The organism is Geodermatophilus bullaregiensis, from assembly GCF_016907675.1.
Taxonomy (GTDB): domain Bacteria; phylum Actinomycetota; class Actinomycetes; order Mycobacteriales; family Geodermatophilaceae; genus Geodermatophilus; species Geodermatophilus bullaregiensis.
This window is the reverse complement of sequence record NZ_JAFBCJ010000001.1, coordinates 1,232,167-1,258,006: the sequence shown is the minus strand read 5'-3', so window position 1 is coordinate 1,258,006 and position 25,840 is coordinate 1,232,167. Positions and strand designations below refer to the sequence as shown.

Genomic DNA, 25,840 nt, shown 5'->3' with positions numbered 1-25,840 from the left:
CCCGCCCGGCCACCCGGCGATCAGCCCGCGAGGAGGTCCAGCAACCGACCGCGGTCGGGACCGGGGAGGGGCGCCGACGGACGGCGCTCCGTCGCGGCCATCCGCTCGCGGACCGCGGGCCGGTCGAGCAGCTCGGCCAGCGGCGCCATGCACGTCCGGTACTCGAGCATCGCGCGGAAGAGGTCGGCGTCCTGCCCGGCAGCGCCGAGGAAGGCGGCCAGCCCGGGCGGCGGCGGTGGCGGGGGCCGCCCCTCCCGGGCGGCGGCCATCCCGGCCAGCCGCGACCGGTCCTCGACCAGCTGCTCCTCGACGAACGGTCCGACCGTGCGCTCGGTGGCCTCGTCCCAGGCCACGGCCAGGTCGGCGGGCCGGTCGAGGTGCGTGGCGACCAGGTGGCGCAGCAGTGCGGCGTGCACGAGCCCCACCGACAGCCCGCGGCCGGCCGACGGGTTGGTGCAGGCCCAGGCGTCACCGACGGTGGCGAACCCGGTCACCACCGGCCGGCCGTCGACGACGAAGCGCCGGGAGCAGTCCAGGCCGCCGGCCATCGCCAGCACGCCGCCCGTGGGTTGCCCGTCGAGCCAGTGGGCGTGCAGCGGGCAGGCCCCGATGACGCGGTCGAAGACCTCCGGGGCGCGCAGGGCCTTGAGCGGCGCGTCCCCGCTCTGCGCGAAGACGGTCACCGACCAGGTGTCGTTGTCGCCGTCGAGCGTCAGCACCGAGATGCTGCCCAGCGGGCTGATCGGTGGGCCGAACGCGGCCGGCCGCTGCGGCCCGGTGAAGTAGCGGGTGTAGTAGACGAACCCCGAGTCCTGCGCCCGTGTCGTCGGCGGCCGGGCGTCGAGCGCGGCCAACCAGCCCGTCGACGGGCTGCGCCGGCCGGTGGCGTCGACGACGAGGTCCGCGCGGACGTCCTCACCCGTCGTCGTCCGGACCCCGGCCGCGTGCGGGACCCCGTCCAGCGTCGGCGTGCCGGGGAGCAGCTCGGCCACCCGGACGCCACGACGCACGGTGACCCCCGGTGCGTCCTCGGCCGCGGCGGCCACGGCCGACTCGACGACCGGGCGGCGCCCGGTGACGCCGAGCAGCCGCTCGTCACCCGGTCGCGGTGCGCGGTCGGTGAGCGAGGGTGGCATCGAGGTGAGCCGGTCCACCCAGATGCACCCGGCGTCGAGCAGCCGGTCGGTCAGCCCGGGCAGCTCCTCGTCGGCGACGGCGCGGAAGCGCGGGAACACCGTGTGCGGCTGCTGGAACTGGGCGACGCCGTGCCGGCGCCAGGACTCCCAGGCCTCCGACGGGGTGGCCGGAGCGCCGTCGGGGTCGGACTCCAGGACGGTGACCTCGTGGCCGTCCCGGGCCAGCATCATCGCCGCGCTGAGGCCCACCACGCTGCCGCCGCACACCACGATCGAGGCCATCGCCGTCTCCACGCCCGGGCCGGCGCAAGCGGCCGGGCCGCCGGGCGCACCGCACGCTGCCACGGTGCACGGCCGCCCGGACCGGCCGGCGGCGCGCCGCGGTCCGCTCCCGGGCGCGGCGGCACCCAGGGTGGGGGAGCGCTGCCGCGACCGGGTCAGCGGCGGGCGCGCTTGGCCCGGTAGAGGGCGGCGTCGGCGCGGGCGAGGAGCTCGTCGAGGCCCTCGCCCGGCCGCGCCGTCGCCGTCCCCGCCGACCAGGCCGCGCTCGAGGCCCGGCGCAGCCGGTCGAGCAGGTCCTCGGTGGTGGCCGTGTCGGTGGCGGGCAGGCAGAGCACGAACTCGTCGCCGCCGAGCCGGCCGAGCAGGTCCGAGCGGCGCAGCTCGCCGTGCCACTCGGTGGCCAGCGCCCGCAGCAGCGCGTCGCCGGCCGCGTGGCCCTCGGTGTCGTTGACCGCCTTGAAGTCGTCGAGGTCGAGGACGGCCACGGTCAGCGGTTCGCCGGTGCGCTGCGCGTGCGCCAGGAGACGGCCGGCCCCGAGCTCCCACGCGCGGCGGTTGGCCATCCCGGTGAGCGGGTCGGTGGTGGCCGCCCGGCGCAGCGCGCCCGACTGGCGCACCTGCGCCTCGGTCAGGACGACGGCGGTCACCACGGCGGCCACCCACGGCGAGGCGAAGCCGGTGGGCGCGGCGGCGGCCGCGCCGGCGCTGACGGCGGCGACCGCGCCGGCCACGTGCCAGCGGGCCGGTGCCGGCGGGAGCACGTGCCCGGCCAGCACGCCCAGGGCGACGAGCGTGCACCCCAGGCCGACGATCCCGACCGCGGTGGCCGAGCGCCACGCCAGCAGGGCCGAGGCCAGCGTGAACAGCCCCAGGCCCGCGTGGACCGCACCTCCGGGCAGCCGGTCCCGGCCCGACCAGCACGCGGCGGACGCCAGCCCGCCGACGACGGCGAGGGCCGACAGCAGGGCCACCGGCGTCCGCGGGCTCATCGGCCACATCGCCCCGGCCGCGCAGAGCCCGCCGGCGCACGCGTGCAGCAGCGCGAGCAGGCCGAGTCCGCCCCTGTGGTCCCCGTGCACCCGGTCCCCCCTCCGTCGCCGGGGCATCGTCACAGGTGGCGGCGACCCGTGGGGCGGTGGCCGCTGCGGAGCTGGACGGACGTCGTCAGCCGGTCAGCTCGGTGGGGACGGCGACGACGTCGACCATCGCGCCGCGCCGGTACACCGTGACCGGCAGCGGCCGGCCGACCGCCTCGGCGAACAGCAGCCGCTGCAGGCTCTGCGCCTCGGCCACCGGGGCGCGGCCGGCCTCGAGCACGAGGTCGCCGGCCCGCAGCCCCGCCCGGTCGGCCGGTGAGCCGGCGACGACGTCGACCACCCGCAGGCCCCGGCGCCGTCCGGTGCGCTCGGCGAGCGGTGCGGGCAGCGGAGCCGGGCTGCTGACCAGGCCGAGGTAGGCCCGCCGCACGCGGCCGTCCCGCACGAGGGTGGCCATGATGCGGCGGGTGGTGTCGTTGACCGGCACGGCCAGGCCCAGGCCCCACCCGGCCACGGCGGTGTTGATGCCGACCACCCGGCTGGTGGAGTCCGCCAGCGCGCCGCCGGAGTTGCCGGGGTTGAGCGCGGCGTCGGTCTGGATGACGTCCTCGACCACGCGCGCGGTCCGCCCGTCCCGGGTGGGCAGCGAGCGGCCCAGCCCGCTGACCACCCCGGCGGTGACCGACCCGGCCAGCCCGAGCGGGTTGCCCACGGCCACGACCAGCTGCCCGACCCGCAGGCCGGCGGCGTCGCCGAGCACGGCCGGCTCCGGCGCGCCGTCGGTCGCGCGGACGACGGCGAGGTCGGACAGCGGGTCGGTGCCCACCACCTCCACCGGCGTCTCGCTGCCGTCGCCGAACACCGCGCGCCCGGATCGCGCGCGGCCGACGACGTGGGCGTTGGTGAGCAGCAGCCCGTCGCCGGGGACGACCACCGCCGAGCCCGCGCCGGGGCGGCCGTCGCGGGCGGTGACCTGCAGCGCGGCCACGTGCGTGCCGAGGTCGGCGGCCACCGCGGTGACCACCTGCGAGTAGGCGTCCAGCGCCGCGTCGGTGTCCGGTCGGGTCACGACGCACCTCCTCTGATTACACAGTTGCACTGACCAGGAGACGCCTGCCACGGCCTGCGGTGCCACCCCTCGCGCTACGCCGTGAGCGATCAGCCGGGACGGGGCCCGGGCCGCACCCGGGCGAGCGGGTGCGACCCGGACGGCGCGGCCGTAGCGTCGGCCTCCCCGGCGACCGGACCGGCACCGAGGAGGGGCGTGGACACCGACGGCCAGCACCCCGTCAGACAGGGGTCCACCAGGACACAGGAGCGCGGCGCCGTCGGGCGCACCCTCGGCGTCGAGGAGGAGTTCCACCTCGTCGACCCCGACACCCTCGAGGTGGCGCCGGGACCGCGGGCGTCCGCGGCGGCGCTGGCCGGCGAGGCCGGTCCGCACGTGCACCCGGAGATCGCGACCACGCAGCTGGAGACCGCCACCGGCGTGTGCACCTCGCTCGCCCAGCTGCGCGCCGAGCTCGCCGGCGCCCGCGCCGAGGCGGCCGCGGCCGCGGAGCGCGACGGGTTGGTGCTGCTGCCCGCCTCCACCCACCCCTGGAGCTCCTGGCACACGATGCCGGTGACGCCGGGGCGGCGGTACGAGGCGATGGTCGAGCGCTGGGCGGGCCTGGCCCAGCAGCAGGACATCTGCGGCTGCCACGTGCACGTCGGCGTCCCCGACCTCGACACCGCCGTCGCCGTCCTCGACCGCACGCGGCCCTACCTGCCGGTGCTGCTGGCGATGACCGGCAGCTCCCCCTTCCACGACGGCGTGGACACCGGCTACGAGTCCTGGCGCACGCTGTGGTGGACCCGCTTCCCGCACGCCGGGGCGCCCGAACCGCTCGGGGACGCCGACGGCTACCGCCGGGTGCTGGCCGGGCTGGTCGCCTCGGGCGTGGTCGAGGACGGCTCGCACCTGTACTGGGACGTGCGCCCCTCGGCCCGGCTGCCCACGCTGGAGTTCCGGCTGGCCGACGTCTGCACCACCCTCGACGACGCCGTCCTGCACGCCGCGCTGGTCCGCTCGCTGGTGCGGGTGCTGGCCGGGCGCGCGTGGCGCGGCGAGCCGGTGCCGGAGCTGCGGCCGGAGCAGCTGCGGGCGGCCCGCTGGCGCGCGGCGCGCTCCGGCCTGTCCGCCCCGCTGTTCGACCCGCTGCGCGGTGAGCTGGTCGACCCGGGGGCGGCCGTCGGCGCCCTGCTCGCCGAGCTGGAGGCCGACCTCGCCGACGCCGGCGAGTGGGACGAGGTCACCGCGCGCGTGCAGGACCTGCTCGGCCGGGGTACCTCGGCGGCGCGGCAGCGGAGCACCTGGCTGCGCACGGGCGACCGCCGGGCGGTCGCCGAGCAGGTCGTCCGCGAGGGGCGGCCGGGAGGACCTGATGGGCGGCGACGGGTTCGGGGCACCGGCGCTGCCGCTGCGCGACGCGGGTGACCTCGTGCCCCCCACCACCCGCACGCTCGCCGCGGGACCCGGCACGGGGCCGCGCCCGGCCCGCGACGGCCGCCTCGGCACCCGGCCCGGCGCCGATCCCGCCGGGCCGCCGCTGCCGCCCGGCACCACCGCGCTCGACCTCGGAGGAGCCGAGGCGCTGGTCGCGGTGCCCGACGGGCCCCCCGGACCGCGGCCCCTGCTCGTGTTCTGCCACGGCGCCGGCGGGAACGCCGGGCAGAGCCTGGGCGCGGTGGCCGACGCGGCCACCGCGCGGGGGGTCGCGGTGCTCGCGACGACCTCGGTGGCCTCCACGTGGGACCTGCTGGCCGGCGGGCTCGGCCGCGACGTCGCCGTCCTCGACGCCGCGCTGGAGCAGGCCGCGGCCGGGCTGGCGGTGGCGCGGCTGGCCCTCGGCGGGTTCTCCGACGGCGGCTCGTACGCCCTGTCGCTGGGCCTGGCCAACGGCGGTCTGTTCGAGGCGCTGCTCGCCTTCTCGCCCGGCTTCGTCGCCCCGCCCGGACGCGACGGCCGCCCCCGGGTCTGGATCTCCCACGGCACCCACGACCGCGTCCTGCCGGTGGCGCGCTGCGGCCGGCGGGTGTCGCGCGACCTCGCGGCGGCCGGCTACGACGTCGTCTACGAGGAGTTCGACGGCGGCCACGTGGTGACCCCCGACCTCGTCACCGCCGCGCTGCGGACGTGGCTCGGCCCGCCCGGCCAGGAGCCGGACGGGCCGGGGCCGCCCCTCCGCGGGGGCTACGCCGGTTAGGCGGTGCGGCGGCCGACCAGGTCCTGCTGCTGCTCGGGGTTGACCGTGTCGGGCTGGGCTGGGTGGTCCTTGGGGCCACCGGTCTTCGACGTCGCGAAGCCGTCACCGAGCTTCTCCAGCGCCAGGCGGCCGTAGACCTGCTGCTGGGTGGCCACCCGCTGCGAGCGGCCGCGGCCGAGGAAGCTGACCATCCAGTGCAGCACGGTGGTGATCCGGCTCTTGAAGCCGATGATGTAGAAGAGGTGCACCACCAGCCAGATCACCCAGGCGATGAAGCCCTCGAACTTCATGTTCTTGATGTCGGCGACGGCGGAGAACCGCGAGATGGTCGCCATGTTGCCCTTGTCGCGGTAGCGGAACGGACCCCGGGGCGCCTTGCCCGCGAGCCGCCGCTGGATCTGGTCGGCGGTGTAGCGCCCGCCCTGGATGGCCACCTGGGCCACGCCGGGCAGCTTGTCGGGGTGGTTGGCCATGTCCCCGATGACGTGCACCTCGGGGTGCCCGGGCAGCGTCAGGTCCGGCTGCACCGAGATGCGGCCGGCGCGGTCGACCTCGGCGCCGGCCTGGTCCCCCAGCAGCCGGCCCAGCGGCGACGCCTGCACACCGGCGGCCCACACCTTGGTGGCCGCGGGGATGCGGCGGAGCTCGCCGTCGGCGTCCTTGACGGTGAGGCCGTCGGCGTCGAGGTCGGTGACCATCGCGCCGAGCTGGACCTCCACGCCGATCTCGTTGAGGTGCCGGCGGGCCTTCTCGCCCAGCTTCGGGCCGAACGGCGGCAGCACCTGTGGCGCGGCGTCGAGCAGGATGATCCGCGCCCGCTGCGGGTCGATCGAGCGGAAGTCGCGGCGCAGCGTGCGGTGGGCCAGCTCGGCGATCTGCCCGGCCATCTCCACGCCGGTGGGGCCCGCGCCGACGACGACGAAGGTCATCAGCCGGTCGATCTCGGCCTGGTCGGTGGCGAGCTCGGCCAGCTCGAAGGCGCCGAAGATGCGCCCGCGCAGCTCGAGGGCGTCGTCGACGCTCTTCATGCCCGGGGCGAACTCGGCGAAGTGGTCGTTGCCGAAGTAGGACTGCCCGGCGCCGGCGGCCACGACGAGCTCGTCGTAGGGGTGCACCGTGGTGCGGCCCAGGACCGTCGAGGTCACCGTGCGCGCGGCGAGGTCGACGTCGACCACCTCGCCGAGGACCACCCGGGCGTTGGCCTGGTGGCGCAGCACCTCGCGGGTGGCCGGGGCGATCTCGCCCTCGGACAGGATGCCCGTGGCCACCTGGTAGAGCAGCGGCTGGAACAGGTGGTGGCCGGTCTTGCCGATGACGGTGATGTCGACCGGGGCCTTGCGCAGCGCCTTGGCGGCGAACAGGCCCCCGAAGCCGGAGCCGACGACGACCACCCGCGGCCGGCCGGTCGCGGGGGTGCCGGCAGTGGTGGGCGCAGGTGATGTCGTCATGATGACTGATCCTTCCCTGTCAGGAACTCCAGCGTCCGGTGGCGGGCCGGGTGAGGAGGTGATCCCCCTCACGGCCGTCGTCCGGTCCGATCGCGGTCGGCGCCGCCGACCAGTACAACCGGGCCGGTGGCCACCGTCATCCCCCGGCTCGTGCTGGTCCCTGGCCTGGGGCTGGACGGACGGTCGTCGTCGCGGCTGCGCCGGCGGGTGCCCGCCGACGTCGTCCTCCTACCCGGGATGGGCCGGTCTGCACCCGTTCCGCCGCTGGACGTGCTGGCCGCCCGGCTGAGGAGGCGCCTGGGGGCCGGGCCGGTCGTGCTGGTCGGCCACTCGCAGAGCTGCCAGGTGGTCGCCGCGGCCGCCGTCGACCCGCGGGTGACCGGCGTGGTCCTGCTCGGGCCGACGACCGACCCGCGGCTGCGCCCGCTGCCCCGGCTGGCCGGGTGGTGGCTGCAGACGGCGGTCCGCGAGCCGTGGTGGCAGCTGCCGCTGGTCCTGGCGCAGTGGCTGTCGACCGGCCCGCGGGCGATGCGGGCGCTGTGGCGGGTCGCCGCGCCCGACCGCATCGACGCCCGGCTGCCCGCCGTCCGGGTGCCGGTGACCGTCGTCCGCGGCACCCGCGACCGGCTGTGCCGCGCCGACTGGGCGCGGCAGGTGGCCGCCGCCGCGCCGCTGGGCCGGGTCCACGAGCTGCCGGGTGCAGCACACATGGCCGTGCAGACGCACCCGGACGACGTCGCCGCGGTCCTCCGGGCCGCCCTCGCGGACGTGCCCGGGCCGGGCGGCGGAGACCGGGCCAGCGGCGTGTCACCATGACCGCGTGGCCACCTCCTCCGCCTCGGCCGGCGCGCTGCTGCACCACGTGCGCACCGGCCGCGCGCGGAGCCGGGCCGAGCTGGTCGCGCTGACCGGGGCCGCGCGCAACACCGTCAGCGCGCGGGTCGACCAGCTGATCGCCGCCGGGCTGCTCGAGGAGGGCGGCCGGGGCTGGAGCACCGGCGGCCGGCCGCCGACGCTGCTGCGGTTCAACAGCCGGGCCGGGTGCGTGCTCGCCGTCGACCTCGGCGTCACCAGCGTCGACGTCGCGGTCACCGACCTGTCGGCGCAGGTCCTCGCCACGGTCGGGCACCCCATCGACATCGCCGACGGCCCCGGTCCGGTGCTGGCCGAGGTCGACCGGCTCGCGCAGCAGGTGCTGGCCGAGGCCGGGCTCACGCCGGCCGACGTCTGCGCCGTGGGCGTGGGCATCCCCGGCCCGGTGGAGTTCTCGACGGGGCGGCCGTCGCACCCGCCGATCATGCCCGGCTGGCACGACCACCCGATCCCCAGCGCCTTCGGCCGCTACGGGTGCCCGGTGTTCGTCGACAACGACGTGAACGTGATGGCCCTGGGCGAGATGGGCGTGGCCGGGTCGGTGCAGGACGTCCTGGTGGTGAAGGTCGGCACCGGCATCGGCTGCGGGATCATCGTCGACGGCGCCGTCTACCGGGGTGCCCAGGGCAGCGCGGGGGACATCGGGCACATCCACGTCCCGCAGCCCGACGGCCGGACGGTGCTGTGCCGCTGCGGCAACGAGAACTGCCTCGAGGCCATCGCCGGCGGCGGTGCCCTGCTGCGCGACGCCCTCGCCGCCGGCCTGCCGGTGAGCAGCACCCGGGAGGTGGTCGAGCGCGCCGCCCAGGGTGACGGGCCGGCGCTGGAGCTGGTCCGGCGGGCCGGCCGCACCATCGGGACCGTGCTCGCCGCGCTGGTCAACTTCTTCAACCCGCACCGGATCGTCATGACCGGCGGGGTGGCCCAGGCCGGCGCACCGCTGCTCGCCGGCATCCGCGAGGCCGTCTACGGCCGCTCGCTCCCGCTGGCCGCCCGCGCGCTCGAGATCACGGTCAGCGACGCCCCCGACCTGTCGGGCCGGATCGGCGCTGCCCTCATGGCCATCGAGGGCCACCTCGACGAGGACTCGGTCCACCAGGCGCTCGCCCGCTGAGGTAGGGCCCCCTGTCCCTTCCGCTCGCACGCTCGCGGCGGCCCCTGGCGCGAGCCGGGACGGCACCTGGCCGCGGTGCGGTCCGGAGGCCGCTCCGTCCCCGCTTCATCCCGATTCGGTAACCGGCCTGCCGGTGCCTTGACCGCGTGTGACTCGCCCCATATGTTCTGCGCTCAGCGGACTAATGGTCAACAATGAGCAGAAGTCGGGAGTGACGCTGTGGTCACCGAGGGACGACGCCGGACCGCCGGCGGTTCCGGGCGAGCCGCCCGGTGACCGCGCCGGCACGGGAGGCAGCGCTGCGCGAGGCGCCGCTGCTGGAGATGCAGGGCATCGTCAAGACCTTCCCGGGCGTCCGGGCGCTCGGCGGCGTCGACCTCGACGTCCGGGCGGGCGAGGTGCACTGCCTGCTGGGTCAGAACGGCGCGGGGAAGTCGACGCTGATCAAGGTGCTCGCCGGGGCCCACCAGCCCGACGAGGGCACGATCCACTGGCGCGGCGAGCGGGTCCGGCTCGGTGACCCGCAGGCCGCCCTCGGGCTCGGGATCGCGACGATCTACCAGGAGCTCGACCTCGTCGCCGGCCTGACCGTGGCCGACAACGTCTTCCTCGGCCGGGAGCAGTCCCGCTTCGGGCTCACCTTCCCCGGGGAGATCAACCGGCGGGCCGCCGCGCTGCTGACCCGGCTCGGTCACCCCGAGATCCGGCCCGGTGCGGAGCTGGGCTCCCTGTCCGCGGCCTCGCAGCAGATGGTCAGCATCGCGCGGGCGCTGTCGCAGGACGCGCGGCTGATCATCATGGACGAGCCCTCCGCCGTCCTGGACAACGAGGAGGTGCAGCGCCTCTTCGCCGTCATCCGCGACCTCACCGCCGAGGGCGTCGCCGTCGTCTACATCTCCCACCGGCTCGAGGAGATCCGCGAGATCGGTGACCGCATCACCGTCCTCAAGGACGGCCGGACGGTCGCCACCGGGCTCCCGGCCCGGGAGACGCCGACCCGCGAGGTCATCACCCTGATGACCGGCCGCACCATCGAGTACGTCTTCCCCGAGCGCCGCCGGCCGGTGGCCGGGGACCAGGAGCCGCTGCTGGAGGTCGAGGACCTCGGGCTGCACGGCACCTTCGCCGGCGTCTCCTTCGCCGTCCGGCCGGGCGAGATCGTCGGGCTGGCCGGGCTCGTGGGCTCGGGCCGCTCGGAGGTCCTGGAGACCGTCTACGGCGCGCGCCGGGCGACCTCGGGCCGGGTCCGCGTGGCCGGCCGGCGGCTGCGCCCGGGCGACGTCGGCGCCGCGGTCGCCGCCGGCGTGGGCCTCGCACCCGAGGAGCGCAAGAGCCAGGCGCTGCTGCTCGGTGAGTCCGTGGCCCGCAACATCACCATCTCCAGCCTGGCCCGCTTCGCCACGGGCGGGCTGCTGTCCGGTGCCGCCGAGCGGGCCGCTGCGCGCGAGCAGGTCCGCTCGCTCGACGTCCGTCCCGCCGACGAGACCCGCGAGGTCCGCACCCTCTCAGGCGGCAACCAGCAGAAGGTCGTCCTGGCCCGCTGGCTGCTGCGCGACTGCCGGGTGCTGCTGCTCGACGAGCCCACCCGCGGCGTCGACGTCGGCGCCCGCTCGGAGATCTACGCGCTCGTGCGCGACCTCGCCGACCGCGGTGTCGCCGTCGTCGTCGTCTCCAGCGAGATCCCCGAGGTGCTGGGGCTGGCCGACCGCGTCCTCGTGCTCGCGGAGGGCCGGGTGCTGGCGCAGGAACCGGCCGAGGCGCTCGACGAGCACCGGGTGCTCGACCTGGTGATGCAGGGGACCACCACGCACGGCGTCGCGCCGGAACTCCACCACACGACAGGCGTCGGGACGGCGCAGCACGAAGGGACCGGAGCATGAGCAGCGACACCAGCGGCGGCAGCACCACGCTGACGGCGGGGACGGGGGAGTCCGGCGCCGGCCGCCGGGGGCGCTCCGGCGGCGGCTTCGCCGCCGGACCTGTGGGCCGCAACCTGGGCCTGGTCGTCGCGCTGGTGATCCTCTGCATCGTCGGCATCGTCACCGCCGGTGACCGCTTCGCCGACGTCGACAACGTGCTGACCATCCTCCGGCTGGCCTCGGTCATCGGCGTGGTCAGCATCGGCATGACCTTCGTGATCATCGGCGGCGGCATCGACCTGTCGGTCGGCGCGCTCGCCGCGCTGGCGTCGGTGTGGGCCACCACCCTCGCCACGCAGCAGATGGCCGAGGACGTGCACTGGATCGTCATGGTCTTCACCGCGCTGGCGGTGGGCGCGGTGGCCGGCCTGGTCAACGGCGTGGTCATCGCCTACGGGAGGCTCGCCGCCTTCATCGCCACGCTGGCGATGCTCGCCGCCGCCCGCGGCCTGGCCGAGATCATCGCCAACCGCCGCACCCAGATCGTGCGGGACCAGGACTTCCTGTCCTTCTTCGCCGGCGACGTGCTCGGCGTCCCGACGCTGGTGATCATCTTCGCGCTGGTCGCCGTCGCCGGGTGGGTGCTGCTCAACCGGACCACCTTCGGCCGGCGCACGTTCGCCGTCGGCGGCAACGCCGAGGCCGCGCGGCTGGCCGGCATCCGGGTGCAGCGGCACACGGTCAAGCTCTACGTGCTCTCCGGCATCACCTGCGGCATCGCGGCCGTGATGATCATGGCGCGGACGACGACCGGCAGCTCGACCCACGGCACCCTGTGGGAGCTCGACGCCATCGCCGCGGTGGTCATCGGCGGCACGCTGCTCATCGGCGGGCGCGGGACGATCGTCGGCACCGTCCTCGGCGTCCTGATCTTCACGACGCTGGGCAACGTGTTCACGCTCAACAACCTGTCGAGCTCGGCCCAGGCCGTCGCCCGCGGCGTGATCATCATCCTCGCCGTCATGCTGCAGCAGCGGCTGGCCACCGGCGGTTTCAGCTTCCGCCGGCCCACGGCCGGACCCCCCGCCGGCGGTCCGGTCACGGCCGGCGCACCGGCCGGCGCGGTCTCCGGAGGCACCACGGCCGACGGCGCCCCGGGCGGCACCGTCCAGGCCCCGACCCGCTGATCCACCGGCGCGCGGCGGTCCGCGCGCCGGCCGGCACCACCCACCGGACGCCCCGTCCGGTGGCGTCCCACCCGGCTCCCGGACAGGGAGGCGACACCCGAGGAGAGAGCATGTCTGCAACGAGGCAGCGTCCGTTCCGCCGTCTGCCGTACGCCACGGTCGCCCTGCTCAGTGCGGGCGTGCTCGTGGCCGGCTGCACCAGCAACACCCCGGAGGCCTCCGGCGGCGGCGGCGGCAACCAGGCCGCCAGCGACAACGACGAGACCGGCGACACCGTGACCATCGCGTTCTCGGCGCCGGCCGCCGACCACGGCTGGATCGCCGGCATCACCGAGGCCGCCCGCGCCGAGGCCGAGGGGTACGAGGACGTCGAGCTGGCGTTCGCCGAGGGCACCAACGACGTCAGCACCCAGATCAGCCAGGTCGAGACGTTCATCAACCAGGGCGTCGACGCGATCGTGCTGCTGCCCTTCGACGGCGCCGCGCTCACCCCGGTCGCGCTGCAGGCCATGGAGGCCGGCATCCCGGTCATCAACGTCGACCGCGAGTTCGACAGCCCGTTCGCCGCCCGCACCACGATCCTCGGCGACAACTACGGCATGGGCGTCTCCGCCGGCACCTACATCTGCGAGCAGCTGGGCGACCAGCCCGACGCCGTGGTCGCCGAGATCGCCGGCATCGACTCGCTGCCGCTGACCCAGGACCGCAGCCAGGGCTTCGCGGACGCGCTGGGTGACTGCGGGCTGGAGGTGGGCAACCGCGTGTCCGCGGACTTCACCGTCGAGGGCGGCGAGGAGGCGGCGGCCAACCTGCTCCAGGCGGCGCCGCAGATCGACGCGGTCTGGAACCACGACGACGACCAGGGCGTCGGCGTCCTGGCCGCGATCGAGGCCGCCGGCCGCGACGAGTTCTTCATGGTCGGCGGCGCCGGCTCGGCCAACGCCATGCGGGAGATCCAGGCCGGCGACTCGGTGCTGCAGGCGACGGTCATCTACCCGCACACCCAGGCGGCCGACGGCATCCGCCTGGCCCGGCTGATCGCCCAGGACAAGTCCCTGTCCGACCTGGTCGAGCTCGAGGTCCCGCGGCAGATCGTGCTCAACGCGCCGGTCGTCACCGCCGACAACGTCGACCAGTACATCGACAGCGCCTTCGAGTCCTGATCGCCCGGGCGGGGTCGCCGGTCCGCCGGCGGCCCCGCCCCTCCCCCGGGAGTCCCCATGACCTCAGCTGACCGGCCGACCCTCGGGGTCGGCCTCATCGGACACGCCTTCATGGGCGCGGCGCACTCGCAGGCCTGGCGCACCGCCCCCCACTTCTTCGACCTCCCGCTGCGCCCGGAGCTGACCGTCCTCGCCGGCCGCGACCGCGACCGGGTCACCGACGCCGCCGCCCGCCTCGGCTGGGCGTCGGTGGAGACCGACTGGCGGCAGGTCCTAGAGCGCGACGACGTCGGCCTGGTCGACGTCTGCACGCCCGGTGACACGCACGCCGAGATCGCCGTCGCGGCGCTGGAGGCCGGCAAGCACGTCCTGTGCGAGAAGCCGCTGGCCAACACCGTCGCCGAGGCCGAGGCCATGGCCGAGGCCGCCGCCCGGGCCGCCGCCCGCGGGGTGCGCTCGATGGTCGGCTTCACCTACCGCCGGGTGCCGGCGATCGGGCTGGCGCGCCGGCTCGTCGCCGAGGGCCGGCTCGGCCAGGTGCGGCACGTGCGCGCGCAGTACCTGCAGGACTGGATCGCCGACCCCTCGGCCCCCATGTCGTGGCGACTGGAGAAGGACCGGGCGGGCTCCGGCGCGCTCGGCGACATCGGCGCGCACGTCGTCGACCTCGCGCAGTACGTCACCGGCCAGGCGGTGACCGGCGTCAGCGCCGTCCTCGAGACCTTCGTCCGTCAGCGCCCGCTGCCGGCGTCGGCCGGCTCGCTGTCCGGGGTGGCCGGCGAGGGCATGGGGGAGGTGACCGTGGACGACGCCGCGCTGTTCCTCGGCCGCCTCACCGGTGGCGCGCTCGCCAGCTTCGAGGCCACCCGGTTCGCCCTCGGCCGCAAGAACGCGATCCGCCTGGAGGTCAACGGGTCCGAGGGCAGCCTGGCCTTCGACTTCGAGGACATGAACGTGCTCGAGTTCTTCGACGGCACCGAGCCCGCCGAGCGGGCGGGGTTCCGCCGGGTCATCGTCACCGAGCCCGAGCACCCCTACGTGGCGGCCTGGTGGCCGGCCGGCCACGGGCTGGGCTACGAGCACGGCTTCACCCACCAGGTCGTGGACCTGGTGACCGCCATCGCCAAGGACGAGGACCCGGCGCCGTCCTTCGCCGACGGGCTGCAGGTCCAGCGGGTGCTGGACGCCGTCGAGCGCAGCGCCGCGAACCGCTCGACCTGGACCGACGTCCCCAACTGATCGAAGGACCTCCCTGCGGGGAGGCCGCCCCAGCCGCTCGACCGAGAGGACCCCCGTGCCCCGTCCCGTCACCCTGTTCACCGGCCAGTGGGCCGACCTGCCGTTCGAGGAGGTGTGCCGGCTGGCCTCCGGGTGGGGCTACGACGGCCTGGAGATCGCCTGCTGGGGCGACCACCTCGACGTCGTCCGCGCCGCCGAGGACGACTCCTACGTCGCCGACCGCAGGGCGCTCCTGGGAAAGCACGGCCTGCAGGTGTTCGCGATCTCCAACCACCTCAACGGGCAGGCCGTCTGCGACGACCCGATCGACGAGCGGCACCGGGGCATGGTCAACCCGCGGGTGTGGGGCGACGGCGACCCCGAGGGCGTGCGGCAGCGCGCCGCCGAGGAGATGAAGGCGACCGCCCGCGCCGCGGCGAAGCTGGGCGTCAGGACCGTCGTCGGGTTCACCGGGTCGTCGATCTGGAAGACCGTGGCGATGTTCCCGCCGGTGCCCGAGTCCATGGTCGAGGCCGGCTACCGCGACTTCGCCGACCGGTGGAACCCGATCCTCGACGTCTTCGACGAGGTGGGCGTGCGCTTCGCCCACGAGGTGCACCCCTCGGAGATCGCCTACGACTACTGGACGACGGTCGCGGCGATGGAGGCGATCGGCCACCGGGAGGCCTTCGGGCTCAACTGGGACCCCAGCCACTTCGTCTGGCAGGACCTCGACCCGGTCTCGTTCCTGTGGGACTTCCGGGACCGGATCTACCACGTGGACTGCAAGGACGCGAAGCGCCAGGTGGGCAACGGCCGCAACGGCCGGATGGGCTCGCACCTGCCGTGGGCCGACCCGCGGCGCGGCTGGGACTTCGTCTCCACCGGCCACGGCGACGTCCCGTGGGAGGCCTGCTTCCGGATGCTCAACACGATCGGCTACGACGGGCCGATCTCGGTCGAGTGGGAGGACGCCGGCATGGACCGCCTGGTCGGTGCCCCCGAGGCGCTGGAGTTCGTCCGCCGGCTGGCGTTCGACCCGCCGGCGGCCGCCTTCGACGCGGCCTTCTCCGCCCGCTGAGCCGGCGGGCGGTGGACGGCGGGCCGGACCCGCCGTCCACCGCCCGGGGTCAGCGGCCGGTCCGCCGGCCGGCGAGGACCGCGAGCGCGGTCAGGACGACGACGGCGGCGACCTCCACCCAGAACGACTCCCACCACAGCGTCGCCGTGGTGGTCTCGACGAAGCCGAAGAGCCCGACGGTCGTCGACAGGAGCAGGGCGGCCAGCGACCCGGCGGCGAAGGCGGCGCACAGCACGGCCACCCACCTCACCAGGCGCGGCGGGACGGCGAGCAGCAGGAGCGCGCCGCCCGCGCCGAGCACCGTCTGGACGAGGAACGCCGGGCCGATGACGTCGATGCCGTCGTAGCCGATCTGCCACAGGTAGCCGTGGATGACGGCGATCACCGCGAGCAGGACCGCCCCGGCCAGCCGCAGCAGCCCGATCGCGACGCCGGTCCGCGAGGTCCGGGTCGTGGTGTCCCGGCTCATGCGCTCACCGTCACGGGAGTCTCCATGCCCATGGCGCGGTGGTTGCCGATGGAGCAGTAGAAGACGTACTCGCCCGCCTCGAGGGTGACCGTCAGCGTCGCCGACTGTCCCGGCGCGATGTTCTCGGTGGCGGCCACGTCCTCGCCGTCCCGCTCGACCACCAGGTCGTGGGTGGCGTTGCCCTCGTTGACCACCTCGATGGTGTAGCTGCCGGGGGAGAAGGAGTCCTCGGACAGCTCGATGAACATCTCACCCTCGGTGGCCGTGACGGTCCGGGCCTCGGCCTCGGTGGGCGCTCCTGCCGTCGACGGTGCCGGTGCGGCGATGCTGGTCTCGGCCGCCGCACTGCTCTCCGGGGCCGCGCTGCTGGTCGCGGCGCTCTCGGACGTGGCACTCGTCGAGGCCGACGCGCCGGCGGCGTCCTCGCTCGCGCCGGAGTCCGAGCAGGCGCTCAGCAGGCCGACGGCGAGGGCGAGGGCCGCGGCGCGGCGGGTGGAGCGGGTCGGGTGGGACACGCAGGCCTCCTGGGGACCGGGTGGTGGCCCCGCCGGGCGGCGGCGCCCCGTGGCGGAGATCCTGCGGCGTTGGAGCAGTTCGCGGAACCCCCGACCCGCGGGATCAGGGCACGGACGGGACACCACTCACCCGCCGGCACCAGCCCACCACCGTCGCCAGCACCTCCGGGTCGACCGGACGGCGCAGCTCGCCGCGGTAGGCGCGCAGCGACGCCGGGCCGGGCTGGCGGCGCAGCGTGTGGGTGAGGTCGGGGACCAGGAGCGTCTCGACCGGTCCGGGCACCGTCGCCGCGATCGCGTCGAGGTCGTCCGGGCGGACCTGCAGGTCCTTGCTGCCGGTCACGGCGAGGACCGGCACCGTCAGGCGGGCCAGGTCGGTGCGCGGGTCGTGCGCCAGGAACTCCCGGTGCCACCGCGCGTTGACGCGCACGCCGCCGATGCGGGCGACGTCGGTGGTCGTGGCCCGGATCCGCTCGTGGTTCGCGGCCACCTTCCGCTCCAGGTCGGTGCCGAACAGCCGCAGCAGTGCCCGGACGGGAGCCGGCAGGGTCGGGGCGATCTGCCGGGCCTGCCAGCGCAGCAGCTCGTCGCCCGGCGTGGCCGACCCCGCCAGCAGCACGACGCCGGCGGCCGGCACCCCGCGCGCGGCCGCCGCGGCGGCCAGCAGGGCCCCCTCGCTGTGGCCGGCCAGCACGACCCGGCCGCCGTCGACCTCGGGCCGGGCGGCCAGGGCGTCGCGAGCGCGCACCAGGTCGTCGACGTGGTCGTACAGCCCGGCCCGCCGCCAGTCCCCGGGGGTGCCGCCGACGCCGCGCTTGTCGTGGCGGAGGGAGGCCAGCCCGCCCTCGGCGAGGGCGTGCGCCAGTTCCCGGGTGACACCGAAGCGGGCCCGCCGGTGGTCGGAGTCGCGGTCCAGCGGCCCGGAGCCGGGTGCGAGCAGCACCGCCGGCACGGGGCCCGGTCGGTCCGGCAGGGTCAGGGTGCCGGCCAGCGGGGGGTCGCCGGGCACCGTCAGCCCGACCTCGCGCACGGTCACCGGCGACCGGCCAGCTGCGCGTCCAGCGCGGCGGCGACCGCGGCCGCGTCGTCGGCGGACACCAGCACGGTGTCGTGGCACTGACCGGCGAGCTCGACGCGCACCGTGGGCCGGCCGCGGCGCACGCTCACGAGGGTCCGGCTGCCGCGCCGTCGCCACGTCCCGATCAGCCGGAGACCCGGCAGTCCGAGCCCGGGAGCGCGCACCCCTCGGGCGGCGGCCACGCCGTCGGGGACGACGGCCACCGAGCGCACCGCGCTCAGCGGGACCTCGAGGTCGCGCAGGAGCCCGAGGACCTTCTCGGTCCGGGTGAGGGAGACGCGCAGCGTCCCGGATGTCGTCTCGATCGTCGCCATGGGACCATTGTTCTCAGCGATGAGACCGTTGTCAATCATGAGAAAGGTGGCTGGCGTGGCATCTGCGGACCTGCTGCTGCACCCCGTGCGCCTCCGGGTCGTCCAGGCCCTCCTGGGGGACCGGGCTATGACCACCGGGGACCTGCACGCCGAGCTGCCCGACGTCCCGGCCGCGACGCTGTACCGGCACGTCGGCCTGCTCGCCGACGCCGGTGTCCTCGAGGTGGTCGCGCAGCGGCGGGTGCGGGGCAGCACCGAGCGCACCTACCGGCTCGTGGTCGAGGCCGCCTCGGTCGGCCTGGACGAGGCGGCGGGCATGACCCCCGAGGAGCACCGCCGCGCCTTCGGGACCTTCGTGGCCGCGCTGCTGGCCGACTTCGACCGCTGGGTCGACGGCGCCGGCGACGAGGGGCTGCGCCCCGCGGAGGACGGGGTCGGCTACCGGCAGGTCGCGCTGTGGCTCACCGACGCGGAGCTCACCGCGCTGGTCGCCGACCTGCGCGAGGTGCTGCGTGCCCGGACGGCCGCCGGACCGGGGGAGGGACGCCGCCGGCGGCTGGTGAGCACCGTGCTGCTGCCCGGGGACTGAGGGAACCGGGCGGTCCCGGCTCCCTCGGTCCCCGGCCGTCTCAGGCGGCGCGGGCGGTCCTGGCGGCGCGAGCGGCCCGCTGGGCGACCTTCTGGCGCTCGGCCTTCCGCTCGGCGCGGGCGACCCGCTTGTTGGCCTTGGCGAGGATCTTGGCGGCCTTGGTGACGCGCTTGCCGCCGCGGTCGACGGTGCCGCGGGTCAGCAGGCCGACGCCGATGCCGAGCAGCCACACGTCCTTGGCGACGGACAGGCCCTGCTCGGTCGGCGCCAGGCTGCCCTCCTTGCGCATGCCCGGCGTCTTGAGGTAGAGGCCGAGCAGGCCGCCGGCGAAGCCGGTGAGCGCGGCGCCGGCGACGGCGGTGGGCACGAACGGCGTCAACAGGGCCGCGCCGATCGCGATCTCCGCGGTGGACAGCGCCTGGACGAACTGCCGCGGCTCGACGTCCTTGAGGAACGGGTAGGTGCCGGTGGCGAAGCCGTGCAGGCCGGCCGCGGTCTGCTCGTCGGCGGCGCGCTTGCCCAGCCCGCTGTTGAGGATGAAGGCACCGGCCGAGATCCGCGGGCCGATCTCGGACAGGGTGATGGGCAGAGCCACGGGTTACCTCGCTGGGTCGTCGGGACGGTCGGGGGGACTCTTCCCGACCGTCCCGACGACGACACCCGCAGGGGTCAGCGACCGCCGCGCCGTGCCCGGCCGCTGAAGGAGGCCGCCGTGTGCGTGCCGGCCCGGGCGGCCAGCTCGGCGCGGGTGCGCGCCGGGCCGGTGGCGCGGCCCGAACCGGGCTTGCCTGCGGCCGAGCCGCCGCGGCCGCCGGCCGCGGGGGTGGCTGCCGACCCGCCGGAGCCGGAGCCCCCGGAGCGCCGCCGCCGGCCGCCGCCCTGTCCGCCGCCCTGTCCGCCGCCCTGGCCCTGCGGCTGCGCGGCGGGCACCGGGGCCGGCTCGACGTGGGGCGCGGCCGGGCCGGTGAGCTCGGCGATCTGCTCGGCGCCCGGTCGCACCGCCGTCACGATCGGGGAGATGCCGGCCTGGCGGGTCAGCGTGCGGACCTCACCGTTCTGGTCCGGCGTGGAGACGGTCACCACGGTGCCGCCGGCCCCCGCGCGGGCGGTGCGGCCCGAGCGGTGCAGGTAGGCCTTGTGCTCGGTCGGCGGGTCGACGTGCACGACCAGCGCCACGTCGTCGACGTGGATGCCGCGCGCGGCGATGTCGGTCGCGCACAGCACACGGGTCTCGCCGGAGCTGAACGCCTCGAGGTTGCGCTCGCGGGCGTTCTGGCTGAGGTTGCCGTGCAGGTCGACGGCGGGGATGCCGGAGGCCGTGAGCTGCTTGGCCAGCTTCTTGGCCTGGTGCTTGGTGCGGGTGAACAGCACGCTGCGGCCCTGGCCGGAGGCCAGCTGGCGGACCACCTCGGGCTTGTCGGCCGCGGCCACGTGCAGCACGTGGTGGGTCATGGTCGCCACCGGGGCGACGGCCGGGTCCACCGAGTGGGTGGTCGGGGCCGTCAGGTAGCGCTTCACCAGGACGTCGACGCCGTTGTCCAGCGTGGCCGAGAACAGCATGCGCTGACCGACCGCCGGCGTCCGGTCCATGATCCGCTTGACGCCGGGCAGGAAGCCCAGGTCGGCCATGTGGTCGGCCTCGTCGAGGACCGTGACCTCGACGGCGCCGAGGTCGCAGTGCCCCTGGCCGATGAGGTCCTCGAGCCGGCCGGGGCAGGCGATGACGACGTCGACCCCGCGGGCCAGCGCCTGCACCTGCGGGTTCTGGCCGACGCCGCCGAAGATCGTCGTCGCGCTCATGCCGAGGGCGCGGGCCAGCGGCTCGACGACGGCCAGCACCTGGTTGGCCAGCTCGCGGGTCGGCACCAGGACGAGGGCACGCGGCCGCTTCGGCTGGCGGCGGGTGGTCGAGGCGGCCAGCCGGGCGACCAGCGGGAGGCCGAAGGCCAGCGTCTTGCCCGAGCCGGTGCGGCCGCGGCCGAGCACGTCACGGCCGGACAGCGAGTCCGGCAGCGTCGCGACCTGGATGGGGAACGGCGCGGTGATGCCGCTGGCGGTGAGCACCTCGACCAGCGGGGCGGGCACGCCCAGCGCCTCGAACGTGGTGTCGGTGGGCAGCACGGTGGCGACGTCGCCGGCGGGGACGACGGCGGGCGCCGGTGCTTCCGTGCCCGGGGCGGGGCGCGGCTGGGGGGTCTGGGCGGTGCTGCCGGTGCCGGTGCCGGTGCCCGTGCCGCGGCCGCGGCCGCCGCGACGGCGGCGCGGCCGGGAGCCGGCGGGGGAGGGGGACTGCGGGGAGGTCATGGGGTCCTCGGGCGTTCTCGGGTCGCCGTCCTCGGTCACCGCACGCGGGCGCACGCCGGCCCCGGGGAGGGGCGGGTCGCGCCGTCGGCGACGTCGGACAGCCGGGCGCGCCTCCGTGGCGCTGCTCCAGCCCGACGTCGAGTCCTGCAGCTCCGGATGAGCGAGGGCAACGCCGGTACACCCCACTCAACCAGACGCGGGCGCCGTTCCTGCCGCAGGCGCGGGGAGTCGCCCGTCACACCTCACCCGTCCGGGTGCCTCCCTGGCGCAGCGGGCACCTCTCAGGCGGTGCGGCCGGCGCCGCGGTAGGTGCGGCGGTAGGCCCCGGGCGCGACGCCGAGCGCGGCCCGCAGGTGGGCGCGCAGCGACGCCGTCGTCCCGAACCCGGCCTCCTCGGCGACCCGGTCGACCGAGGCGTCGGTGGACTCCAGCAGCCGGCGGGCCAGGGCGATGCGCTGCGCGGCCAGCCAGCGCAGCGGCGAGAGGCCCGTCTCCTCGCGGAAGCGCCGGGTGAAGGTGCGCACGCTCATCCGCGCGTGCGCGGCGAGGTCGGCCAGCGTCAGCGGCTCGGCCAGGTGCTCCACCGCCCACGCCCGGGTGGCCGCCGTCCCCGCCTCGCCGGCGTCGGGCAGCGGCCGCTCGACGAACTGCGCCTGGCCGCCCTCGCGCCACGGGGCGACGACGTTGCGCCGCGCCACCCGGTTGGCCACCTCGCTGCCGTGGTCGCGCCGCACCAGGTGCAGCAGCAGGTCGATGCCGGCCGCGACGCCGGCGCTGGTGAGGACGTCGCCGTCGTCGACGAAGAGGACGTCGGGGTCGAGGCGGACGGCGGGGAAGAGCCGGCGGAAGCGGTCGGCGTCGCGCCAGTGCGTCGCGGCCGGCCGCCCGTCGAGCAGGCCGGCGGCCGCCAGCACCGAGGCGCCGGTGCACAGCGACACGAGCCGGGCGTGCCCCGAGGCGCGGACCAGGGCGGCGCGCAGCGCGTCGGGGATCCGGCCCTCGGACAGCGCCGTGCCGCCCTCGGTGCCCGGGACGACGACCGTGCCGGCCTCCCCGAGCACCGCCGCGTCGTGCCCGGGCACCACCGACCAGCCGTCCGCCGTCCGCACCGGGCGGCCGTCCAGGGTGGCCACGCGCACCCGGTACAGCGGGCGGCCCTCGGCGTCCTCGGCGATGCCGAGCAGCCGGTGGGGGAGGCCGAGCTCGAGACCGACGACGTCCTCGAGCGCGAGCACGACGACCTCGTGCGGTGCCGTGGTCCCGGGGGTGCCCGTCATGGCCGGGACCGAGCCGTGTGTCATGGCCGGATCCTGACACACGGTGGCCGCCGGGCCACTGGCCGGTCGCCGACGGCATCGGTCATGCTCTCCGGTCGTGACGACGACCGCGCCCGCCCGGAGCCGCCGCGTGCACCCCGCCTGGTGGGTGGCCGCGGTGACCTTCCTGGCCCTCGTCGGCGCCGCTGCGTTCCGCGCGGTGCCCGGCGTGCTCATCGACCCGCTGCGCGCGGAGTTCGGCTGGTCGGTGTCGACCATCTCGGCCGCCGTCGCGGTGAACATGGCGCTCTACGGGCTGACCGCGCCGTTCGCCGCGGCGCTCATGGAGCGCTTCGGCATCCGGCGGGTCGTCGTCTGCGCGCTGCTGCTGACCGCGCTGGGCAGCGGCCTCACCGTCTTCATGACGGCGAGCTGGCAGCTGGTGCTGCTGTGGGGGTTCGCGGTCGGGCTCGGCACCGGGTCGATGGCGCTGTCGCTGGTCGCCACGGTGACCGGACGCTGGTTCGTCTCCCGGCGCGGCCTGGTCTCCGGGATCCTCACCGCCGGCGGCGCGACCGGGCAGCTGGTGTTCCTGCCGGTGGTCGCCGCGGTCGCCGAGACCAGCGGAGGCTGGCGGGCGGCGTCGCTGGGCACCACGGCCGCCGCGCTCGCCGTCGTCCCGCTGGTGGCCTGGCTGCTGCGCGACCGGCCGCGCGACGTCGGTGCCGTCCCCTACGGCGGGACGGCGGCCGACGACGTCGACCCGGTGCGCTCGGGAGCGGCGCGCACCGCCGTCCGCGGGCTGCTCGACGCCGCCCGGTCCCGCCCCTTCTGGCTGCTCGCGGCGGGCTTCTTCATCTGCGGGGCGTCGACCAACGGGCTGGTGCAGCCGCACTTCATCCCGGCCGCGCACGACCACGGCATGCCGGTGACGACGGCGGCGGCGCTGCTCGCGGTGGTCGGGGTCTTCGACATCGCCGGCACCGTGCTGTCCGGCTGGCTCACCGACCGGACCGACCCGCGGGTGCTGTTGCTCGCCTACTACGCGCTGCGCGGCCTGTCGCTGTTCCTGCTGCCGCCCCTGTTCGGGCCGGACCTGCACGTCAGCATGATCGCGTTCATCGTCTTCTACGGCCTGGACTGGGTGGCCACCGTGCCGCCGACCCTGGCGCTGTGCCGCGAGCACTTCGGTGCGCGGGCGCCCGTCGTCTTCGGCTGGGTGTTCGCCTCGCACCAGGTGGGGTCCGCGGTGGCCGCGTTCGGCGGCGGCGTCGTCCGCGACGTCACCGGCTCCTACGACCTGGCCTGGTTCGGCGCCGGCGCGCTCTGCCTGGTGGCCGCGGCGCTGTCGGTCTCGATCCGCCGCCGCCCGGTCCCGGCCGCGCCGCCCGCCGTCCCCACCGAGCCGACGACCGCCTCCGCCGCCACCACCCACGGCTGACGGCGGATCGGCCGGTGGAGCGGCCCGGTCAGCCGGTGCGCTCCAGGGTGAACCGGACCGTCTGCACACGGATCGAGTCGCCGGCGAAGACGAACGTGTCGACGCCCTCGGCCCGCGCCTTCTCCGAGACCGCCGTCCACTCGATGAAGAGCACGTCGTCCACGAAGTGCTGGGTGGGGATGTCCCACGCGGCGTCGGGGATCTCGCCGAGCAGCCCGGCGAAGGCGCTGCGGATGCCGTCCCTGCCCCTGACCACCCCGTCGGGCGTGATGAACAGGGCGTCCTCGGCGTAGTCGGCAGCGATGCCGTCGAGGTCGGCGTTGCCGATCGCGGTCACGTGCGCCGCGAAGATCTCCTGCGGGGTGCGGGCCATGGCTGCTCCTCGTCGCGGTGGCCGTCCGGGCGCCCGAGCATCCACCGCGGGCCCGCCCGATGGACAGCCCTCCGCGCACGCCGCGACCGGGGTGTTCCTCGTCCTCCCGGGGTCCTGCAGGACTCGAGGAGGCCGCGGAACACCCCCGGGGCGCCCGTCCCGGCCGCGGTCGGGCGGCGGTGGCGGCGAGCCCCGGGTCGACGGTGCGGCCGGTCACGAGGTCGGCGGCCCGCTCGGCGACCACGACCGTCGCTCACCGGTGCCGGCCGTGCACCACGCCCACGACCCGCGCCAGCGCGTCGGCCGCGGCCGGCGGGCGGGTGAACGACGTGAGGTCCACCGGCAGCGGGAAGCGCCGGCGGGTGATCGCCTTGGCCCGGGTGAACTCCTTGAGCCCGTCCTCGCCGTGGATCCGGCCGAAACCGCTCTCGCCGACCCCGCCGAAGGGCAGCGCCGGGACCGAGGCGAAGGTCTGAACCGAGTTGATGCTCGTCATGCCGCTGCGCATCCGGCGCGCGAGGTCCATCGCGCGCGCCCTGGAGCGGGAGAACACCGCGCCGGCCAGCCCGTAGGACGTCGCGTTCGTCCGCTCCAGCGCCTCCTCGGCGTCGGCGACCCGGGTGATGGTGAGCGTCGGCCCGAAGGTCTCCTCCCGCACCGCGGACGACGACTCGGGGACGTCGAGGAGCACGGTCGGCAGGACGAACCCGCCGTCGACGGTGCCGCCGAGGACCGCGCGCCCGCCGGAGGACGTCGCGTCGTCGAGGTGCCGCCTCACGACGTCGGCCTGCGCGGCCATCGTCATCGGGCCGTAGGCGGCCTCGTCGTCCGAGCCGGGGCGCAGGCCGCGCACCCGCTCGGTCACCTCGGCGACGAAGCGGTCGTAGACCGGGGCGGTCGCGTAGACCCGCTCGATGCCGATGCAGGTCTGCCCCGCGTTGCTCATCGCGCCCCAGACGGCGGCGTCGGCCGCGGCGGGCACGTCGGCGTCGTCGTCGACGATCATCGCGTCCTTGCCGCCGAGCTCCATGAGCACCGGCGTGAGGGTCTCGGCGCAGGCGGCCATGACCCGCCGGCCGGTCGGCGCCGAGCCGGTGAAGGCGAGCTTGCCGACGCCGGCCCGGCAGAGCGCCGCACCGGTCTCTCCGAAGCCGGTGACGACCTGGAAGGCGTCGGCGACGTCGGGGACGGCGGCCCGCCAGGCGGCGGCGAGCCACGCGCCGACGGCGGGCGTGTGCTCGGAGGGCTTGAACACGACGGCGTTGCCGGCGGCCAGCGCGTAGGCGATCGAGCCCATCGGCGTGAACACCGGGTAGTTCCACGGGCCGATGACGCCGACGACCCCGAGCGGCTGGTACTCCAGGTACGCGGCGTGGTTGGCCGCCAGCAGCCCGGCGCGCACCCGGCGCCGGCCCAGTGTCCGGCGGGCGTGCGCGCCGGCCCAGGCCAGGTGGTCGACGGCGAGGGTGATCTCGAGGATCGCGTCGGCGCGCGGCTTGCCGTTCTCGCGGTGCACCAGGTCGGCCAGCTCGTGCACCCGCCGGGCCAGGTAGCCGCGGTAGGCGGCCAGCCGCTGCCGGCGGCCGTCGAAGCCGAGGTCGGCCCACGGCCGCGCGGCGGCCCGGGCCCGGTCGACGGCCTCCTGCACGGCCTGCGCGTCGTGCACCGGGAAGACGCCGACGACGGCGCCGGTGGCCGGGTCCGTCGACTCGAACGTCTCGGTGGTGGCGTGCCGGTCGACCGTGCCGGCGGTGGCGTCGGTGACGGTGTCGAGCTGCTCCGCGGGCGACATGTGGCGCAGGTTACCGGCGAAGTTACCGGTGCGTAGCGCCGGTCGTGGACCCGTTCGGGGGAC

24 protein-coding genes are annotated in these 25,840 nt (G+C 76.1%); 11 read left to right on the top strand and 13 right to left on the bottom strand.

The window, feature by feature from the left end; genetic code table 11:
* Positions 1-20 precede the first annotated feature (20 nt).
* From JOD57_RS05785 to JOD57_RS05775, 3 genes are all read right to left on the bottom strand, one after another.
* A complete protein-coding gene (locus JOD57_RS05785; RefSeq protein ID WP_204691018.1) occupies positions 21-1,418 on the bottom strand; it encodes an FAD-dependent oxidoreductase in 1,398 nt (465 codons plus the stop codon).
* Between the two features lie 155 nt (positions 1,419-1,573).
* Positions 1,574-2,497, bottom strand: a complete 924-nt coding sequence (locus tag JOD57_RS26135) for a GGDEF domain-containing protein (protein WP_204691017.1) — start codon at positions 2,495-2,497, stop codon at positions 1,574-1,576.
* Positions 2,498-2,582: 85 nt separating this feature from the next.
* The gene (locus tag JOD57_RS05775) at positions 2,583-3,524 is read right to left on the bottom strand and encodes a S1C family serine protease (RefSeq protein WP_204691016.1); all 942 of its coding nucleotides are present in this window, start codon (positions 3,522-3,524) and stop codon (positions 2,583-2,585) included.
* Between the two features lie 195 nt (positions 3,525-3,719).
* On the opposite strand from JOD57_RS05775, the gene JOD57_RS05770 reads away from it, so the two are divergent.
* Together JOD57_RS05770 and JOD57_RS05765 are read left to right on the top strand one after the other, a co-directional pair.
* Positions 3,720-4,934, top strand: coding sequence for a carboxylate-amine ligase (locus tag JOD57_RS05770; protein ID WP_204691015.1), 1,215 nt, complete (start codon positions 3,720-3,722; stop codon positions 4,932-4,934).
* Entirely contained in the window at positions 4,882-5,703 is an 822-nt protein-coding gene (locus tag JOD57_RS05765; RefSeq protein WP_239568210.1) for an alpha/beta hydrolase, read from the top strand. The genes JOD57_RS05770 and JOD57_RS05765 overlap by 53 nt, the downstream gene beginning before the upstream one ends.
* Here JOD57_RS05765 and JOD57_RS05760 read toward each other — a convergent pair.
* Complete coding sequence (locus JOD57_RS05760) at positions 5,700-7,151, bottom strand: NAD(P)/FAD-dependent oxidoreductase (RefSeq protein WP_204691014.1); 1,452 nt, start codon at positions 7,149-7,151, stop codon at positions 5,700-5,702. The two genes, JOD57_RS05765 and JOD57_RS05760, sit on opposite strands and share 4 nt — an antisense overlap.
* Positions 7,152-7,277: 126 nt before the next feature.
* On the opposite strand from JOD57_RS05760, the gene JOD57_RS05755 reads away from it, so the two are divergent.
* The 7 genes from JOD57_RS05755 to JOD57_RS05725 all read left to right on the top strand — a co-directional run bounded on the left by JOD57_RS05755 (position 7,278) and on the right by JOD57_RS05725 (position 15,646).
* Positions 7,278-7,967 carry an alpha/beta fold hydrolase gene (locus tag JOD57_RS05755; RefSeq protein WP_204691013.1) on the top strand — a complete coding sequence of 230 codons (690 nt, stop codon included), beginning with the start codon at positions 7,278-7,280 and terminating at the stop codon, positions 7,965-7,967.
* 4 nt (positions 7,968-7,971) lie between these two features.
* A complete protein-coding gene (locus tag JOD57_RS05750; protein ID WP_204691012.1) occupies positions 7,972-9,138 on the top strand; it encodes an ROK family protein in 1,167 nt (388 codons plus the stop codon).
* Positions 9,139-9,410: 272 nt separating this feature from the next.
* Positions 9,411-11,018 carry a sugar ABC transporter ATP-binding protein gene (locus JOD57_RS05745; RefSeq protein ID WP_307824497.1) on the top strand — a complete coding sequence of 536 codons (1,608 nt, stop codon included), beginning with the start codon at positions 9,411-9,413 and terminating at the stop codon, positions 11,016-11,018.
* Positions 11,015-12,184: an ABC transporter permease gene (locus tag JOD57_RS05740; protein ID WP_204691011.1), complete on the top strand. Its 1,170-nt coding sequence runs from the start codon at positions 11,015-11,017 to the stop codon at positions 12,182-12,184. Before JOD57_RS05745 ends, JOD57_RS05740 begins: the two co-directional genes overlap by 4 nt.
* A gap of 110 nt (positions 12,185-12,294) precedes the next feature.
* Entirely contained in the window at positions 12,295-13,347 is a 1,053-nt protein-coding gene (locus JOD57_RS05735; RefSeq protein WP_204691010.1) for a substrate-binding domain-containing protein, read from the top strand.
* A 57-nt stretch (positions 13,348-13,404) separates the two neighbouring features.
* Positions 13,405-14,586, top strand: a complete 1,182-nt coding sequence (locus JOD57_RS05730; RefSeq protein WP_204691009.1) for a Gfo/Idh/MocA family protein — start codon at positions 13,405-13,407, stop codon at positions 14,584-14,586.
* A 55-nt stretch (positions 14,587-14,641) separates the two neighbouring features.
* The gene (locus JOD57_RS05725; RefSeq protein WP_204691008.1) at positions 14,642-15,646 is read left to right on the top strand and encodes a sugar phosphate isomerase/epimerase family protein; all 1,005 of its coding nucleotides are present in this window, start codon (positions 14,642-14,644) and stop codon (positions 15,644-15,646) included.
* Between the two features lie 49 nt (positions 15,647-15,695).
* Here JOD57_RS05725 and JOD57_RS05720 read toward each other — a convergent pair whose 3' ends face one another.
* The 4 genes from JOD57_RS05720 to JOD57_RS05705 form a co-directional block, all read right to left on the bottom strand.
* Positions 15,696-16,115, bottom strand: a complete 420-nt coding sequence (locus JOD57_RS05720) for a hypothetical protein (RefSeq protein ID WP_204691007.1) — start codon at positions 16,113-16,115, stop codon at positions 15,696-15,698.
* Positions 16,112-16,630 (bottom strand): cupredoxin domain-containing protein, encoded by a 519-nt coding sequence (locus JOD57_RS26720; RefSeq protein WP_204691006.1) that lies wholly within the window; start codon positions 16,628-16,630, stop codon positions 16,112-16,114. The genes JOD57_RS05720 and JOD57_RS26720 overlap by 4 nt, the downstream gene beginning before the upstream one ends.
* 103 nt (positions 16,631-16,733) lie before the next feature.
* On the bottom strand, positions 16,734-17,666 hold the full coding sequence (locus JOD57_RS05710) for an alpha/beta hydrolase family protein (RefSeq protein ID WP_204691005.1): 933 nt from the start codon (positions 17,664-17,666) through the stop codon (positions 16,734-16,736).
* Positions 17,663-18,022 (bottom strand): hypothetical protein, encoded by a 360-nt coding sequence (locus JOD57_RS05705; RefSeq protein ID WP_204691004.1) that lies wholly within the window; start codon positions 18,020-18,022, stop codon positions 17,663-17,665. Before JOD57_RS05705 ends, JOD57_RS05710 begins: the two co-directional genes overlap by 4 nt.
* Before the next feature lie 55 nt (positions 18,023-18,077).
* Here JOD57_RS05705 and JOD57_RS05700 point away from each other — a divergent pair, with 55 nt between their 5' ends.
* Positions 18,078-18,611: a helix-turn-helix domain-containing protein gene (locus JOD57_RS05700; RefSeq protein ID WP_204691003.1), complete on the top strand. Its 534-nt coding sequence runs from the start codon at positions 18,078-18,080 to the stop codon at positions 18,609-18,611.
* A gap of 40 nt (positions 18,612-18,651) precedes the next feature.
* Here the strand turns inward: JOD57_RS05700 and JOD57_RS05695 are convergent, their stop codons facing one another.
* The 3 genes from JOD57_RS05695 to JOD57_RS05685 all read right to left on the bottom strand — a co-directional run bounded on the left by JOD57_RS05695 (position 18,652) and on the right by JOD57_RS05685 (position 22,216).
* Positions 18,652-19,206 carry a hypothetical protein gene (locus JOD57_RS05695; RefSeq protein ID WP_204691002.1) on the bottom strand — a complete coding sequence of 185 codons (555 nt, stop codon included), beginning with the start codon at positions 19,204-19,206 and terminating at the stop codon, positions 18,652-18,654.
* A 74-nt stretch (positions 19,207-19,280) separates the two neighbouring features.
* A complete protein-coding gene (locus tag JOD57_RS05690; RefSeq protein ID WP_239568196.1) occupies positions 19,281-20,915 on the bottom strand; it encodes a DEAD/DEAH box helicase in 1,635 nt (544 codons plus the stop codon).
* 281 nt (positions 20,916-21,196) lie between these two features.
* Positions 21,197-22,216, bottom strand: coding sequence for a GlxA family transcriptional regulator (locus JOD57_RS05685; protein WP_239568193.1), 1,020 nt, complete (start codon positions 22,214-22,216; stop codon positions 21,197-21,199).
* Positions 22,217-22,289: 73 nt separating this feature from the next.
* On the opposite strand from JOD57_RS05685, the gene JOD57_RS05680 reads away from it, so the two are divergent.
* On the top strand, positions 22,290-23,612 hold the full coding sequence (locus JOD57_RS05680; RefSeq protein ID WP_204691001.1) for an MFS transporter: 1,323 nt from the start codon (positions 22,290-22,292) through the stop codon (positions 23,610-23,612).
* A gap of 28 nt (positions 23,613-23,640) precedes the next feature.
* Here JOD57_RS05680 and JOD57_RS05675 read toward each other — a convergent pair whose 3' ends face one another.
* Together JOD57_RS05675 and JOD57_RS05670 are read right to left on the bottom strand one after the other, a co-directional pair.
* A complete protein-coding gene (locus tag JOD57_RS05675; RefSeq protein WP_204691000.1) occupies positions 23,641-23,985 on the bottom strand; it encodes a nuclear transport factor 2 family protein in 345 nt (114 codons plus the stop codon).
* Between the two features lie 253 nt (positions 23,986-24,238).
* Positions 24,239-25,777, bottom strand: a complete 1,539-nt coding sequence (locus JOD57_RS05670) for an aldehyde dehydrogenase family protein (protein ID WP_204690999.1) — start codon at positions 25,775-25,777, stop codon at positions 24,239-24,241.
* Between the last annotated feature and the right edge of the window lie 63 nt (positions 25,778-25,840).